12 protein-coding genes are annotated in these 13,480 nt (G+C 70.4%); 6 read left to right on the top strand and 6 right to left on the bottom strand.

Annotated features, from left to right (window positions below):
- Positions 1 to 42: 42 nt before the first annotated feature.
- Together ACFVSU_RS14115 and ACFVSU_RS14110 are read right to left on the bottom strand one after the other, a co-directional pair.
- Positions 43 to 1,773, bottom strand: coding sequence for a cation:proton antiporter (locus ACFVSU_RS14115; RefSeq protein WP_387143962.1), 1,731 nt, complete (start codon positions 1,771 to 1,773; stop codon positions 43 to 45).
- 158 nt (positions 1,774 to 1,931) lie between these two features.
- Positions 1,932 to 2,954 carry a helix-turn-helix transcriptional regulator gene (locus ACFVSU_RS14110; RefSeq protein WP_387143959.1) on the bottom strand — a complete coding sequence of 341 codons (1,023 nt, stop codon included), beginning with the start codon at positions 2,952 to 2,954 and terminating at the stop codon, positions 1,932 to 1,934.
- 61 nt (positions 2,955 to 3,015) lie between these two features.
- Here ACFVSU_RS14110 and ACFVSU_RS14105 point away from each other — a divergent pair, with 61 nt between their 5' ends.
- Positions 3,016 to 4,074: an ATP-binding cassette domain-containing protein gene (locus tag ACFVSU_RS14105; RefSeq protein ID WP_387143956.1), complete on the top strand. Its 1,059-nt coding sequence runs from the start codon at positions 3,016 to 3,018 to the stop codon at positions 4,072 to 4,074.
- Complete coding sequence (locus tag ACFVSU_RS14100; RefSeq protein ID WP_387143953.1) at positions 4,071 to 4,865, top strand: ABC transporter permease; 795 nt, start codon at positions 4,071 to 4,073, stop codon at positions 4,863 to 4,865. Before ACFVSU_RS14105 ends, ACFVSU_RS14100 begins: the two co-directional genes overlap by 4 nt.
- Before the next feature lie 99 nt (positions 4,866 to 4,964).
- On the opposite strand, the gene ACFVSU_RS14095 is transcribed toward ACFVSU_RS14100, so the two are convergent.
- A complete protein-coding gene (locus tag ACFVSU_RS14095; protein ID WP_387143950.1) occupies positions 4,965 to 6,311 on the bottom strand; it encodes a diguanylate cyclase in 1,347 nt (448 codons plus the stop codon).
- Positions 6,312 to 6,544: 233 nt separating this feature from the next.
- On the opposite strand from ACFVSU_RS14095, the gene ACFVSU_RS14090 reads away from it, so the two are divergent.
- The gene (locus ACFVSU_RS14090) at positions 6,545 to 6,985 is read left to right on the top strand and encodes a MarR family winged helix-turn-helix transcriptional regulator (RefSeq protein ID WP_387143947.1); all 441 of its coding nucleotides are present in this window, start codon (positions 6,545 to 6,547) and stop codon (positions 6,983 to 6,985) included.
- 8 nt (positions 6,986 to 6,993) lie between these two features.
- Here the strand turns inward: ACFVSU_RS14090 and ACFVSU_RS14085 are convergent, their stop codons facing one another.
- Complete coding sequence (locus ACFVSU_RS14085) at positions 6,994 to 7,338, bottom strand: hypothetical protein (protein ID WP_387143944.1); 345 nt, start codon at positions 7,336 to 7,338, stop codon at positions 6,994 to 6,996.
- A 160-nt stretch (positions 7,339 to 7,498) separates the two neighbouring features.
- Here ACFVSU_RS14085 and ACFVSU_RS14080 point away from each other — a divergent pair, with 160 nt between their 5' ends.
- The 3 genes from ACFVSU_RS14080 to ACFVSU_RS14070 all read left to right on the top strand — a co-directional run bounded on the left by ACFVSU_RS14080 (position 7,499) and on the right by ACFVSU_RS14070 (position 11,970).
- A complete protein-coding gene (locus ACFVSU_RS14080) occupies positions 7,499 to 8,248 on the top strand; it encodes an EAL domain-containing protein (protein WP_387143942.1) in 750 nt (249 codons plus the stop codon).
- A gap of 77 nt (positions 8,249 to 8,325) precedes the next feature.
- On the top strand, positions 8,326 to 11,358 hold the full coding sequence (locus ACFVSU_RS14075; protein ID WP_387143939.1) for a hypothetical protein: 3,033 nt from the start codon (positions 8,326 to 8,328) through the stop codon (positions 11,356 to 11,358).
- A 93-nt stretch (positions 11,359 to 11,451) separates the two neighbouring features.
- Positions 11,452 to 11,970 carry a hypothetical protein gene (locus ACFVSU_RS14070; RefSeq protein ID WP_387143936.1) on the top strand — a complete coding sequence of 173 codons (519 nt, stop codon included), beginning with the start codon at positions 11,452 to 11,454 and terminating at the stop codon, positions 11,968 to 11,970.
- 84 nt (positions 11,971 to 12,054) lie between these two features.
- On the opposite strand, the gene ACFVSU_RS14065 is transcribed toward ACFVSU_RS14070, so the two are convergent.
- Positions 12,055 to 12,417, bottom strand: a complete 363-nt coding sequence (locus ACFVSU_RS14065) for a hypothetical protein (RefSeq protein WP_387143933.1) — start codon at positions 12,415 to 12,417, stop codon at positions 12,055 to 12,057.
- Entirely contained in the window at positions 12,414 to 13,238 is an 825-nt protein-coding gene (locus tag ACFVSU_RS14060; protein ID WP_387143930.1) for a hypothetical protein, read from the bottom strand. Before ACFVSU_RS14060 ends, ACFVSU_RS14065 begins: the two co-directional genes overlap by 4 nt.
- Between the last annotated feature and the right edge of the window lie 242 nt (positions 13,239 to 13,480).

The raw sequence follows: 13,480 nt of genomic DNA, 5'->3' as shown, positions 1-13,480 counted from the left end.
CGCTCGCTCAACGACCGGAGGGAGGGCTGGGGGCGCCAGGGGTCAGTGGTCGCCGCCCTGGCGCGACAGGCGGGTCTCCTCGAGGTCGAGCATGGCCTGCGCCTCGGCCAGCACTCGGGAGGAATAGACGCCCTGCGCACGGAGCTCCAGGAGGCGTTCGCGCTCCGCATCGACGACGGCGAGGCGCACCTCCCGGTACCGCTGATGTGGCATCTCGCCGGGCTTGCGCACCACGTGCGCCCGTTCCCAGGCAGCCTCAGTGCTGAGGAACGACGCCCGCCTCACGCGCTCGATGACATCGGGGTCGATCGGGGCGGTGGTGGCAGCATCCGCCTCCATCTCGTCCAGTGTCTGGAGGCCGACGTTGCTGATGTCTTCGAGGAGGGCTGCGAGCTCCCGGCGGTCCTCCTGCGCATCGATGCCCTGCACGTTGAGCAGGCGGATGAGCCACGGCAGCGTGCCGCCCTGCACGACGATGCTCACGACCGCGACGGTGAACGCGATGAGGATCAGCTGCGGCCGGTACGGGGTGTTCTCGGGGAGCGACTGCGCGGCGGCGAGCGTCACGACGCCGCGCATGCCCGACCAGCCCAGCACGATCCCGCCGCGCCAGTCGATGTGCTCCTGGCGCTGCTGCTCGAGATCGGCGCGCCGGCGCTCGTAGTCGCGCTCGAGGCGATCCCGGGTGCGGGCCTGCCGCACCGTGCTGACCGGGTGACTCCGGTAGTAGTACAGGGCGAGGAGCGCATGATAGGTGCGCTTCTCGGTGCGCTCCTCGCGCTTGCCGAGGGCGTAGACCATCGGCCCGATCCACAGGAAGCGGATCACGATGAGGGCTGCGGTCGCCAGCAGGCCGATGAGGATCGCATCGCCGGCGCTGAGGACCGTCGGATCGACGTGGTCCACCAGGGTGCGGATCTCGAGGCCGATCAGGAGGAACACGCCGTTCTCGAGGAGGAACTGGATCGTGCGCCAGTTGATGCGGTCGCTGATCCTCGCCTGCGCGCTGAACTTCGTCGGCGCCGCATGGCCGGTGTAGAGGCCGGCGACGACGACAGCCATCACCCCGGACGCGCCGAGAGCCTCCGCAGGCGCGAACGCGACGAACGGGACCGCGATCGACAGTGCCGTGTCGAGCACGGGATCGTTGAGCTTGGAGCGCACGAACACGGTGAGGTATCCGGCGACCAGGCCGATCGCGACCGCGACGACGACGGCGTAGACGAAGTCGACGACTCCGGCCCACGGCGTCGTGAGACCGCCCACCGCCGCTGCCGCGACCGCCGAGCGCAGCAGCACCAGGGCGGTCGCGTCGTTGAGGAGGCCCTCGCCCTCGAGCACCGTGAGCAGGCGTGGAGGAAGGCCGAGGCGCCGGCCGATCGAGGTCGCCGCCACCGCGTCGGGCGGGCTGATGACCGCACCGAGCGCGATGGCCGCGGCGAGGTTGAGATCGGGCAGCAGCGAGAACAGCAGGAAGCCCGCGGCGAACGCGGTCACGATCACCAGGACGACCGACAGGCTCGCGATCGACCCCACGTTGCGGCGGAAGTCGGTGATCGGCACACTGATCGCCGCGGCGTAGAGGATCGGCGGCAGCACCCCGTCGAGGATGATCTCGTGCGGCACCTCGATGTCGGGCACGCCCGGCAGATACGACAGCCCCACACCCACGACCACGAGGATGATCGGCGCCGCCACCCCCAGCTTCTTGGAGAACGCGGCGACCGCCACGATGACCGCCACGGCGATGACCGCGTAGATCCCCAGCTCCATTGACCCAGCCTATTGAGCGACCCCGGAGTGGCGGCGTCGTGTGTCGATGGATGAGACGCGGGTGGATGCTGCGGGCCGGCGCTGCTCGGCGGTCCGGGGCGTTCCGTCTCGCTCGTTCCTCGCTCGCTCAACGACCGGGCGGAGACGAGGAACGAGACTCAACCCGGCAGCTGACGCTCCCTCTCCCGCGCCCGCTGCGGCGGGACCGGAGGGGCGGGTGCGTCCAGGGCTCGCAGCATCCGCTCGAGGGTCTCGCGCAGCTCTTCCCGAGCCGGCGACGGCAGGTCCGTCGTGTACTCCACGCCTGCCGGGATCCAGGTCAGGCCGTACATCGTCTCGCGGAAGTCCGAACCGCCGACCGGCCAGCGCGTGTGCGTCGCGTCCTCGGCCGTCGCGCCCTGACCCCACTGGCCGAAGTAGTCCCGCATCGCGTCCAGCGGCAGCTCCATCACGGCGTCCGCCTCGACCGCCTGCCGCGCCCATGAGCGCGCGACGAAGATGAACTCCTCGATCTGCTCCGGAGTCAGCGGCTTCGGCTCGAAGAGAACGCGGGTGTGCGCGACATCCGCCAGCCGATCCACGCGGAAGGTGCGCCAGTCCTCCTTGTCGAGATCCCAGCAGAGCAGGTACCAGTGCCGGTCGGCGGGCGCGAGGGCGTGCGGCTCGACGCGACGATGCGTGACCTCGCCCGACGCCGCCGTGTACGTGAAGCGCACGCGCTCGTGATCGCGCGTGGAGAGCGCGAGCTCACCGAGCACCTCGCCCGACACGGCGGCGCCGGCGTTGAGTCCGGCGGGCTGCACGGTCTCGGCCAGCGCGGCGACGCGGCGGCGCAGCGGAGCGGGCAGCACCTGCTCGAGCTTCGCGAGCGCGGTGATGGTCGTCTCGGGACCACTCACGAGGCGCTGGGATGCCGCCACCCGCAGCCCGATCGCCATCGCCACGGCCTCTTCATCGGTGAGAAGCAAGGGCGGCACGGCGCTGCCGGCCTCGAGGCGGTAGCCGCCCGCCGCACCCGGGATCGACTCGATGCGGTAGCCCAGGTCACGCAGCCGCTCGACGTCGCGCCGTACGGTGCGCTCGGTGACGCCCAGCCGATCGGCCAGCTCGGAACCCGGCCAATGCCGATGCGTCTGGAGCAGGTTGAGCAGCGACAGGGCTCGGGTGGTGGTGTCGGACATGCGAAAAGAATCTCATGGATCGCGGACAGGATCTGTCCGCATCCGCTCCTAGCTTGGGGGCATGGCGAACGAATCGATCATCCAAGCGCAGGGTCTGACCAGGCGCTTCACCGTGAAAGGCAAGACCGTCGAGGCCGTCACCGACCTCGCGTTCGAGGTGGCGCGCGGCGAGCTCGTCGCGTTCCTCGGACCCAACGGCGCCGGCAAATCGACCAGCCTGCGCATGCTCACGACCCTCATCCCGCCGACATCGGGCACCGCGCGGGTCGTCGGGTTCGACATCCTGAAGCAGCCCGCCGAAGTCCGCGCGCGCATCGGCTACGTGGGCCAGCTCACGAGCGGCAGCTTCTCGCAGCGCGCCCGCGACGAGCTGCTCAGCCAGGGTGCGTTCTACGGCATGTCGAAGGCTGCGGCGCGGACGCGGGCCGACGAACTCATCGAGTCGCTCGACCTCTCGGGATTCGCGACGCGGTCGGTGCAGCAGTTGTCGGGCGGGCAGAAGCGCCGGCTCGACGTCGCGCTCGGACTCATGCACGCGCCGCCGCTGCTGTTCCTCGACGAGCCGTCGACGGGACTCGACCCGCAGAGCCGCGCCAACCTCTGGCAGCACATCATCGATCTGCGCGCGCAGTACGGCACGACGGTCTTCCTCACGACGCACTACCTCGAGGAGGCCGACCGCTACGCGGAGCGGGTCATGGTCATGGACAAGGGCCGCGTCATCGCCGACGACACCGCGACCCGGCTCAAGGCGGAGCTCGCGGGCGACGTGCTCACGTTCGGCTTCGCAGACGAAACGGATGCTGCCGCCGCCGTCGCCGTGGTGCAGAGGCTCACCGAGCGCGAGGTGCGGCGGGTCGAGGCATCCGTCGTCCTCACGGTGCCGGAGGGCGACGCGCTGCTGCCCGCCGCGGTGCGCGCGCTCGACGCGGCCGGGCTGATGGTGCGCACCGCGACGGGCGTGCCGCCGACGCTCGACGACGTGTTCCTGGCACTCACCGGCCGCACGCTGCGCGAGGCCGGCGAGGGCGAGGGCGAACCCGAGGAGAACGCGGATGCGGCGGCTGCAGCATCCGGTACCGCCGAACAGGTGGCCGAGACGACAGGAGCGAAGCGATGAGCACTCAGATCGAGACCCGACCCGACACCGCAGTGCGGGCGAACCCCGCGCGCGACACGTGGAACGTGCTGACGCGCGAGCTGAAGCCGGTCGTGCGCGACCCGTTCACGCTGATCTTCAGCCTCGTGCAGCCGCTGGTGTTCCTCGGGCTCTTCGCGCCGCTGCTGGTCGGCTCGTCGGGCGCACCCGTGGGGGAGACCCTGCAGTGGTTCGTGCCGGGCGTGCTCGTGATGATCGTGCTGTTCGGCACCGGCGCGACCGGGTCGAACCTGCAGTACGAGATGATGACGGGCTCGCACGAGCGCACGCTGGTCGCGCCGCTCGCGCGGTCGTCGCTGCTGGTCGGCCGCGCACTCAAGGAGATCGCACCGATCGTGGTGCAGGCGCTCATCATCGTGCTGATCGCGTGGCCCTTCGGGTTCACGATCAATGTGCCGGGGCTCGTGATCGGGCTCGCACTGCTGGCTGTGTTCGGGGTGGGCCTGGGCTCCCTGTCGTACACGCTCGCGCTCAAGACCAAGGACCGCGAGTGGCTGTTCTGGGGTGTGCAGCAGACGCTGATCTTCCCGCTGCTGATCCTCTCGGGCATGCTGCTGCCGCTCGACGAGGGGCCGGCCTGGATGCGCGCGATGTCGACGGTGAACCCGGTCAACTGGGTCGTGCAGGCGGAGCGCGCGCTGTTCGCCAGCGATCTCGGCGCGATCGAGGTGCTGTGGGGCTGGGTCGCCGCGATCGTGCTCGCGGTGGTCGGGCTGGCCGTCGGGATCCGCGCGATGCGCAAGAGCAGCTGACGGATGAGGGATGCTGCGGACCCGGCGTTCTGCGCCGGGTCCGTGGCGTTTCGTCTCGCTCGTTCCTCGCTCGCTCGACGAGCGGGGGGCGGGCCGGGGCTACTGCGGGACGGGGGTGGGCACGTGGTGGGCGACGGCGACGCGGTCTCCGCCGGCCATCTTCGCCTCGTACATGGCGTGGTCGGCGGCGCGGATGAGCTGGTCCATGACCGGAGCGCCATCGTTTCCGACGGTGACCACGCCCACGCTCGCGGTGATGGACAGCACCGGAGGAAGGTCGGCGTACGGCTCCGCGATCGCGGCGCGGATGCGATCGGCCAGTGCTGCGGCGTCGCCCACGCTGTCCACCGCGGCGACCGCGATGAACTCGTCGCCGCCGAATCGTCCGAGCACGTCCGACTCCCGGATGACCCCGCGCAGCCGCTCCCCGATCTCGCGGAGGAGCGCGTCGCCGGCCGCGTGACCGAGCAGATCGTTCACGGCCTTGAAGCCGTCGAGATCGATGAAGATCACGGTGAGCGCGGAGTAGTCCTGGAAGAGGGTGCGGGTGACGTCTTCCTCGATCAGTCGCCGATTCGGCAGCCCGGTGACCTCGTCGTGCATCGCCGCGCGACGCAGCGTGTCTTCGAGGCGGATCCGCGCGATCGCCTGGGCCGCCTGATTGGACAGCGCCTCGGCGAGCGGAACCGCCTCTTCGTCGAACTCCCGCGGGTGGTCGAAGAAGCAGACCATCGCACCGACCGCATCCCCGTGGGACCGCATCGGCGAGGCGATCGCCGCATGCACGCCGCCCGCCCGGTAGATGTCGCTCATGCCGACGCCGGGCACATAGGAGTCCGCATGCTCAGGGGAGCGCACGATCAGCACCTGGCCGCCGAGGAAGGTCGTCGTTCCGGCCGGCCGGAGGTCTGCCGGCCAATGGGCGGCGAGCGGGTTCACCCCGGCGACCTGGACCAGCCCGTCAGGTCCGCCGATGTGCACGCTCACGGCGCTCGCGGCGAACGCCCGCTGCGCCACGTCCACCAGGAGTTCCGCCGCGTCGGTCTCGGTCCTCACATTGCCGAAGCCGACCGCCGCGTTGAGGAGGATCTGCAGTCGCTGCCGACCGCGCTCGGTCTTCGCCTCGGCGCCCTGGAATCCCAGGTTGAACGACGACCGGGTCGACACGTCGTAGACGGCGATCTGTTCCACACCGCCCTCGTCCTCACCGAGGGAGCCGACCACCACGGGCCGGACAACGCCTGAGACGCCATGGAGAGTTGCGTCCGTCGGGCGCTCCCCGTCGGCAGACGCCAGTGGCATGCGGAGTGTGAGGAGTGTTTCGAGCGGCTTTCCGATCACGTCTTCCCGGTCGCAGCCCATCCACTCGAGCACCTGCTGATTCGCGTCGAGAATCGTCGACTGACGATCGACGGCGATCAGCCCGCAGATCGCGAGATTCAGCATGGGAACCCCTTAACGTGGGGTGTGGTCAGGATGCGGCATCCGATCGGGGCGTTTCCGTGGATCACGGGGCCTCCTGGCTTCTGTATCGAGGCGATGGTGTGGGCGGAACGGGGAACGACATCTCGCCTGCGGGTGAGACCAGTCTAGTCGGTGCTTCGCAGAATTAAATAAGTATTCTAAATATTCGCAAACTGACTATTCTGATCTCGAAGCGATGGGGGGAGAATGTCGGTATGGCGAACGACACACCGGCGCTGACCCTCGGGGTGGCGCTGCGCCGGTACATCGATGCGCGCAACGCCGCGCTGGTGACCGCGCGCGCCAGTCTCGGCATCACCGACACCGATGCCCGCGCCCTGCTGTTCGTGGTCGGCAATCCCGGAACGCGGCCGACGGCACTCCGCGAATACCTCGGCATCACCTCCGCGGGAGTGACGACGCTCATCGACCGGCTGGTCAGCCGCTCCCTCGTGCGACGCGACATCGACCCGGCTGACAGGCGGGTGAACCGCATCACCGCCACCGTCGACATGGGCGAAGACCCCTGGTCGGCCCTCAATCGGTTCGACGACGACTTCGAGGTCGCCGTCGGCGCTGCGGATCAGGTGCTGGTCGGAGACTCGGCGGCCCTGCTCGACGCCCTGACCGCGGCGACCGTCGGCACGCGGCACTGACCTGCCACTCAGGCGACGTCGGTGCCCTGATACGCCTGCGACTTCGCCTCGAGGAACGCGCACAGCTCGGAGACCGCAGCCAGCTCGGCGGAAAGCTCGAGCACCCCCGCGGCGTCGAGCACGAGGTTGTCTTCGCGGGCCTCCATGGTCGCCACCCACCGGGTGGCTTCCTGCGTAGCCGGTTGGATGAACACGCCGGTCGGGGCGTGACCGAGCTCGAAGAAAACCAGCCCGGTGTTCGCCCCGCCGTCGCCGTCCTGCACCATCACGCGTGCGGCGTCGGCCAGCGGTCTTCCCTGTGCCCGATACTCCGCGAGCCAAGACTCCAACGTCTCCAGATTCCGAAACGCCATCGCGATCCTCTCCCTACATCTGCGACGAGAAAAGTATAAAGATCGGGGGATCCCTCCTTGAAGTCCTCGCCACGAGCGTGTGGCGGAGACGGACTCTAGCCGATCCTCGCTCGTCTCGCGTTGGCTTGCGGCGGGGCACTTCGCAGGGCTGACTTGAGGAATGCCCACCACTCCTGGAGACCTCGCGGATGATCTGGCGGCCGCCGTCGGCGGCGCCGAGATCTTCGCCGTCTACCAGCCGCAGGTGTCGCTGGAGAGCGGATCGATCGTTGCGGCCGAGGCGCTGTGCCGCTGGCGGCACCCGCGGCTCGGGGACATCGATCCCGTGACGATGATCGGCGTCGCCGAGCAGAGCGGCGTGATCCACGCGCTCGGGCGGCGAATGCTCGGCGAGTGCCTCGACACGCTCGCGGGATGGCGCGAGACGGGCCGCGACTGGGCTGTCGCCGTCAACGTCTCGCCGATGCAGTTCGAGGACGAATCGTTCGCCGATCATGTCGCCGGCGAGTTCGAGCGTCGTGCGCTCGCGCGCGGCTCCCTCGTCTTCGAGCTTCCCCGCGACCTGCCGCCGATCGGCGATGATGCCGTGCTGTCGCGACTGCACCTGCTCCGCGGGATCGGCGTGGAGTTCTCGCTGGCCGGCTCGGGTGTCGAGGCTCCCTCGCCGGAACTCCTGCGTCGCCTGCCGGTGGCCGAGGTGAAGCTGCCGGGTGAACTGGTGCGAGCCGCTGAACGGCCCGCGCCGGCGTGGTTGCGCGAGCAGGTCGGGGTCGCGCATGCACACGGTCTGCGCGTGGTGGCGGAGGGCATCGAGACCCTCACCCATCTCGACACCGCGGTCGAGCTCGGCTGCGATCGGGCGCAGGGGTTCCTCATCCGGCAGCCGCACGAAGAGATCGCGTTCCCGTAGACCGTGCTCCACAACAGGTGTGCAACGGGTTCCGATGACGGTGCGGGCGCGCACGACGGCGGATCTAGGATCAAGGGATGACGACGGCGCGACGGCGAGGCATCCTCGCTGTCGTCACCGCGATCATCCTGCTGGCGCTCGGCGCCGGGGTCGCGTTCGCCGTCGGCGACGCGCTCGGCATCCGCACCGAGCCCTCGGCCCAGATGGAGCCGCAAGCCCCCGTCGTGCCGACGGTCGCCAAGCCCGTCCTCCCGCCTTCCTTCACGTTCGAGGCACCCGATACGGAGCGCGTATCGGTCGCGCTGGAGGAGTTGACGGATGCTGTGACCGCAGCATCCGAAACCTCCGGCGAAGCCGTGCTCACGGTGCGGATCGATCCGACCCTCGTCGCGACCGACGACGCGTACGCCATCGAGGGGGACGCCGCCGCGCTGCTCGTCCGCGCCGGAAGCGAAGACGGTGTCACACGCGGCATCTACGACCTCAGCAACCAGGTGCGCGCCGCGGCGCCGCTCACCGACCTGGTGGGCGAGCACGAGGCGTCGCGTCTGCCGCTGCGCATGACCGACCTCGGCGCGGTCGGCGTGATCCCCGATCCTGCCGAGTGGGAGTCCGGCGACGACTACTCGCACGCGTCGAAGGCGTTCGCCGCGGTCATGCAGCCCGAGCCGCCGTACGTCGACCAGACCGCGCTCGCTGCCGCGTTCGACGACTTCGACGGGTTCCTGCGGCATTCGCTCGCGAACGGGTTCAACGCCGTCGCGTTCCCCGGGTTCGTCGAGTACGTCACGTTCGACGGGGCACCCGAGGGACCGGTCTACGCCGACGGCGACGACCATCGCGACAAGGCGCTCGCCCTGCGCGACGCGTACGCGCCCTTCTGGGAGCGCGCCGATGAGCTCGGCATGAAGGTGTTCCTCCGCACCGACATGCTCGCGCTCACCGGTCCGCTCGAGCAGTACCTCGCCGACGAGTTCGGCTCGCTCGACACCGAGAACCCCGAGCTCTGGAACGTCTACACCGCCGGCCTCAACGAGCTGTACGACGCCGTGCCCGCGCTCGACGGCGTGCTCATCCGCATCGGCGAGGCGGGTCCCGTCTACGATGTGGGCGGCTGGGACTACTACTCCGCGCTCGAGGTGACCTCGGTCGACGCCGTGCGCACGATGCTCGAGGCGTTCACGGCGCAGGCCGAGGCATCCGATCGTGAAGTGATCTTCCGGACGTGGTCGGTCGGCGTCGGCGCGGTCGGCGACATGCACACGAACTCCGCGTCGTACGAGGCGGTGCTCGGCGGCATCGACTCGCCGGCACTCATCGTGTCGACGAAGTACACGCTCGGCGACTTCTACACGTGGCTGCCCCTCAACGACACGCTCGAGCAGGGCTCGCAGCGGCGCATCGTCGAGTTCCAGAGCCGGCGCGAGTTCGAGAACTTCGGCGCGTTCCCCAACGACCTCGGCCCGCAGTACCAGTGGGCGCTTCAGCAGCTGCTCGCCGCGAACGACCAGGTCGAGGGCGTCTGGGTCTGGACCCAGGACGGCGGCCCGTGGCGCGCCGGACCCATGAGCCTGTACCTGAAGTCGGGATTCTGGCAGCTGTACGAGCTGAACACCCAGCTGGCAGCATCCCTCGCCCAGAATCCCGATGCCGACGTCGCCGGCATCACCGCGGCCTGGGCCCGGGAGTACTTCTCAGAAGACCCCGCCACCGTCGAGGCGATCGTCGACGCGATGACGCACTCCCGCGACGCCATCGCCCAGGGCATGTACGTGCCGCAGTTCGCCGAGCAGCGCGTCTTCGCGATCGGGCTCGAGCCGCCGCCCATGATGTGGATCTTCGAGTGGGACATCCTGACGGGCGACTCCGCCGTGCTCGACGTGCTCTATTCGATCGTCCGCGACAGCGGTCCCGATGGTGTCGAAGCAGCGATCGGCGATGGCGCCGAGGCGGTCGTCGCGGTCGAGCAGATGCGCGATCTCGTTTCGGAGACGGATGCTGCGACCTGGCGCTCGCCCGAGATGCGGGCCGCGTTCCTCGACACGCTGGACTACGAGCTCGACACCCTCCGGCTGCTCGAGTCGTATCGCGCGATGATCCTGCATCAGGGTCAGTGGCACGACACCCTCTCGCCCGAGGCGCATGCGCAGTGGGAGGCCGACCGCGTCGCGTACGAGGAGCGCGCGGCCGAGCACCTCGCGACATACGAGGGCGACCTCGACTACCCCGCGTTCAACCTCACCGCCGCGCAGCTCGGCGTCGAGCGCGCGGTGCGCGACGAGCCCATGGCATGGGTCGCCCGGGTGCTGCTCGTGCTCGCGCTGGCGTGGGTCGTGATCGGCATGCTCGCGGCGCGCACCAGGCTGGTCGCCAAGCCCGGCGCCGCAGCGGCACGCGCGACGTGGATCGCATCGACCAGGCCGTGGCGGGCGCGCGAATCCACCCTCGGCATGCTCGAGCTCGACCGGTGGCTGCTGCTGATCGTGCCGGCGGGGCTGCTCGTCGCGACGCGCGCCGTGCAGACGTCGTTCCTCTCGTGGACGCACCTCGCCGTCATCATCGGCGCCTGGGTCGTGTTCGCGCTCGTGCTGCGCCTCTTCGTCTGGGAGCGCTCGCCCTGGCCGGTTATCGCGGCCGTCGGCGGGGTCGTGATGCTGCGCTGCATCGTGACGCTGTTCGCCCTCTCGTTCACGGGTCCGGGCGGCTATTGGTTCGCGTTCTGGACCGACCCTCTGCTGCGCACGGTGTACATCAGCATCGCGTTCGCGCTGTTCGTCTGGGTGTTCGTCGCCGCCGGCTGGGCGCTGTCGGCGCAGGTGCGCGCGCGGCGCGCGACCGGGTACGTGCTCGCCGCGGTTGGCGCCGGGCTGCTCGTGCCGGCGGTGGTCGTCGGGGCGATCGGCCTCGAGACCGCGCTCACGCTCTGGAACGACGAGATGGGGCTGCTGCCCTGGGGCCTCGCCCGCATCCTCGGCATCACGACGTATCTCGAGATCCCTTCCGTGACCCCGTGGGCGGCCGCCGTCTTCGGTGGCGCGCTGCTCGTCGTCGGCCTGCTGCTCGCGGTGCCGTGGCGACGGCGGCGGGGCACGGCATCCCTTCCCTCCTGACAACGGGGAGTGCGCGGCGGCAGTGGTAGGACCACACGTTTCCGAGGAGTACCGTAGAGGAATCCCCCGAAACGATTCGAAGAGGTAATCGCCATGCGCTCACGAAGCACAGCACTCCTGTCCATCGCCGCCGTCTCCGGCCTGCTGCTCGCCGGCTGCGCGTCCACCGGCAGCCCCGAGCCGACGTCCTCGTCGGCCGCCGACTCCGTCGTGAAGTCGTCGGTCACCGAGCCCGCCGCCGCCGGTGAGCGTGTCGGCGCCGACGGCACCGAACTCGAAGTGTGGAGCAGCATCGTCCCCGACGAGAGCGCCGCCGCCACGCTCGACGAGCCCGCCGAGGGCAACCAGTGGGTCACCGTCAACGTCGCCCAGTGGGTGTCGGAGGAGGGTCAGTCCGACGTGGATGTGGCTCCCGTCCTGCGCTCGACGACGGACGAGTCGTTCTCGGCCGACGCGGTCTCGCAGCGCTCCGTCGAGGTGCCGATGACGCCGGAGAAGTCCTACACCTTCGTGTGGAGCTTCCAGGTTCCCGAGGACCTCGTCGACGCCGAGACCCTCGTGGTCTGCGTCGGCTCGGGCGACGAGGGCTGCAGCAGCCTCGTCGCGGAGTGATCGTCAGGCGTCGGTCGCCCCACGACCGACGCCTGATCCACTGCGTGCGCGCCGTGTGCCTTCGGGCACACGGCGCGCACGCGTTCAGGGGGCGGGGGGAGAGGATGCTGCGGTCTTCGGCCCGCGCTGCAGGCGGCGGGCGATGCCGACCAAGCCGCCCACGAGGGCGACCGCGCCGGCCGCGAGCAGGAGGTACGCGACGATCGCGGGCGCGGAGAGGGAGACGACCCAGTCCGCCACGGCGTCGCGCCGGCCGGCGTCGACGGTGATCCACAGTGCCGTCGCGGAGATCACCGCGAACACCAGACCCCAGATGATCGCCGCCCAGCGCGTGCGCGGCGCCGTATCAACCGCAGGGCCGGTGACGGGCTGCTGGTCGGGGGTCCCGGCGGGCGGGGCCATCAGCAGAGGCGGCGTGAGGTCGAGAGTGGGGTTCGTGTCGGTCATCGCTGTTCCTCCGGCTCGTAGACGGTCACGTAGACGGAGCCGAGTCCCTGCTCCAGCACGATCCTCTGGCGGGTGGCGGGGTCGCCGGCGGCCGCGGTGTTGCGGGTGAACCACGACCACTCCGACGTGCCCTCTTCGCCGGGGCGCAGAGTGACGGGCACCTCCTCGACGGCGTTCGATCGCGGGTCGAGGCGCTGCACCTCCACCCGGCCGGCGCCCAGCCGCGCCTCGATCTCCACCGCGGTGCCCGGGTTCACCGTGATGTAGGTGACACCGGTGCTCTTGCGGATCGTGATCGTGCCGGCGTCGACGTTCTCGTCCTCCGAGAGCGGCAGCACGGTGATGTCGGTGCTGCCGAAGGGCTGCACGATCGTGGTGGGAACGGTGCTCGTGCCGAGAGCCACGTTGCCGAGCACGAAGCTGCGCGGACCCGAGGCGATGGCCGTCACGACTCCGATGGTCACCAGCACGATGGCGACCGCCGTGAGGAAGCCGCTGCGGCGACGCGCGATGCCGGCGACCACCATCGCGAGGCTCACGACGATCGCGGCGGACAGGATGCCGATGGCGGCCGCGAAGCCGGCCAGCGCCGGGTCGCCCAGGGCGATCAGCACGGTCAGCGCTCCGGCGACGATCGCGGCTCCCAGGGCCGTGACGACGAACACGAAGCTCGTGCGCGGGCGGGTCGCGCGGCGCACGCGGCGGCGCTCTTCCGCCTCGGCGGCGTACACGGCGCCGTGCGCGTGTCGTTCCCGCCGCGCCTGTTCGCGGGCGGCGCGGGCGGCGTCCTGCTGGCTGCGACGCCACGCGTCGTTCTGCACCCGCCACTCCTCCTGGCTCGCGCGCCAATCGGCGCGCCAGTCCGCCGCCGCGGCATCGCCGGCGTCGGGGAGCGGCGCAGCGCCCGCGGGCGCAGCATACGTCTCCGGTCCTGTCGCGGGTGCGGGCCGCGCCCCCCCCGGCCGCGCCCCGGTGCCCCCGGCGGCGGGCGCGGGGGGGGGGGGCGCGGCCCCACCCCCAAGAGGCGCGGCCGGGGCGGGGGGCGCGGGCGCCCACCGCGCCC

Source organism: Microbacterium sp. NPDC058062, from assembly GCF_042885375.1.
Taxonomy (GTDB): domain Bacteria; phylum Actinomycetota; class Actinomycetes; order Actinomycetales; family Microbacteriaceae; genus Microbacterium; species Microbacterium trichothecenolyticum_C.
The sequence above is the reverse complement of the archived record's forward strand: the minus strand, read 5'-3'. Positions and strand labels throughout refer to the sequence as shown.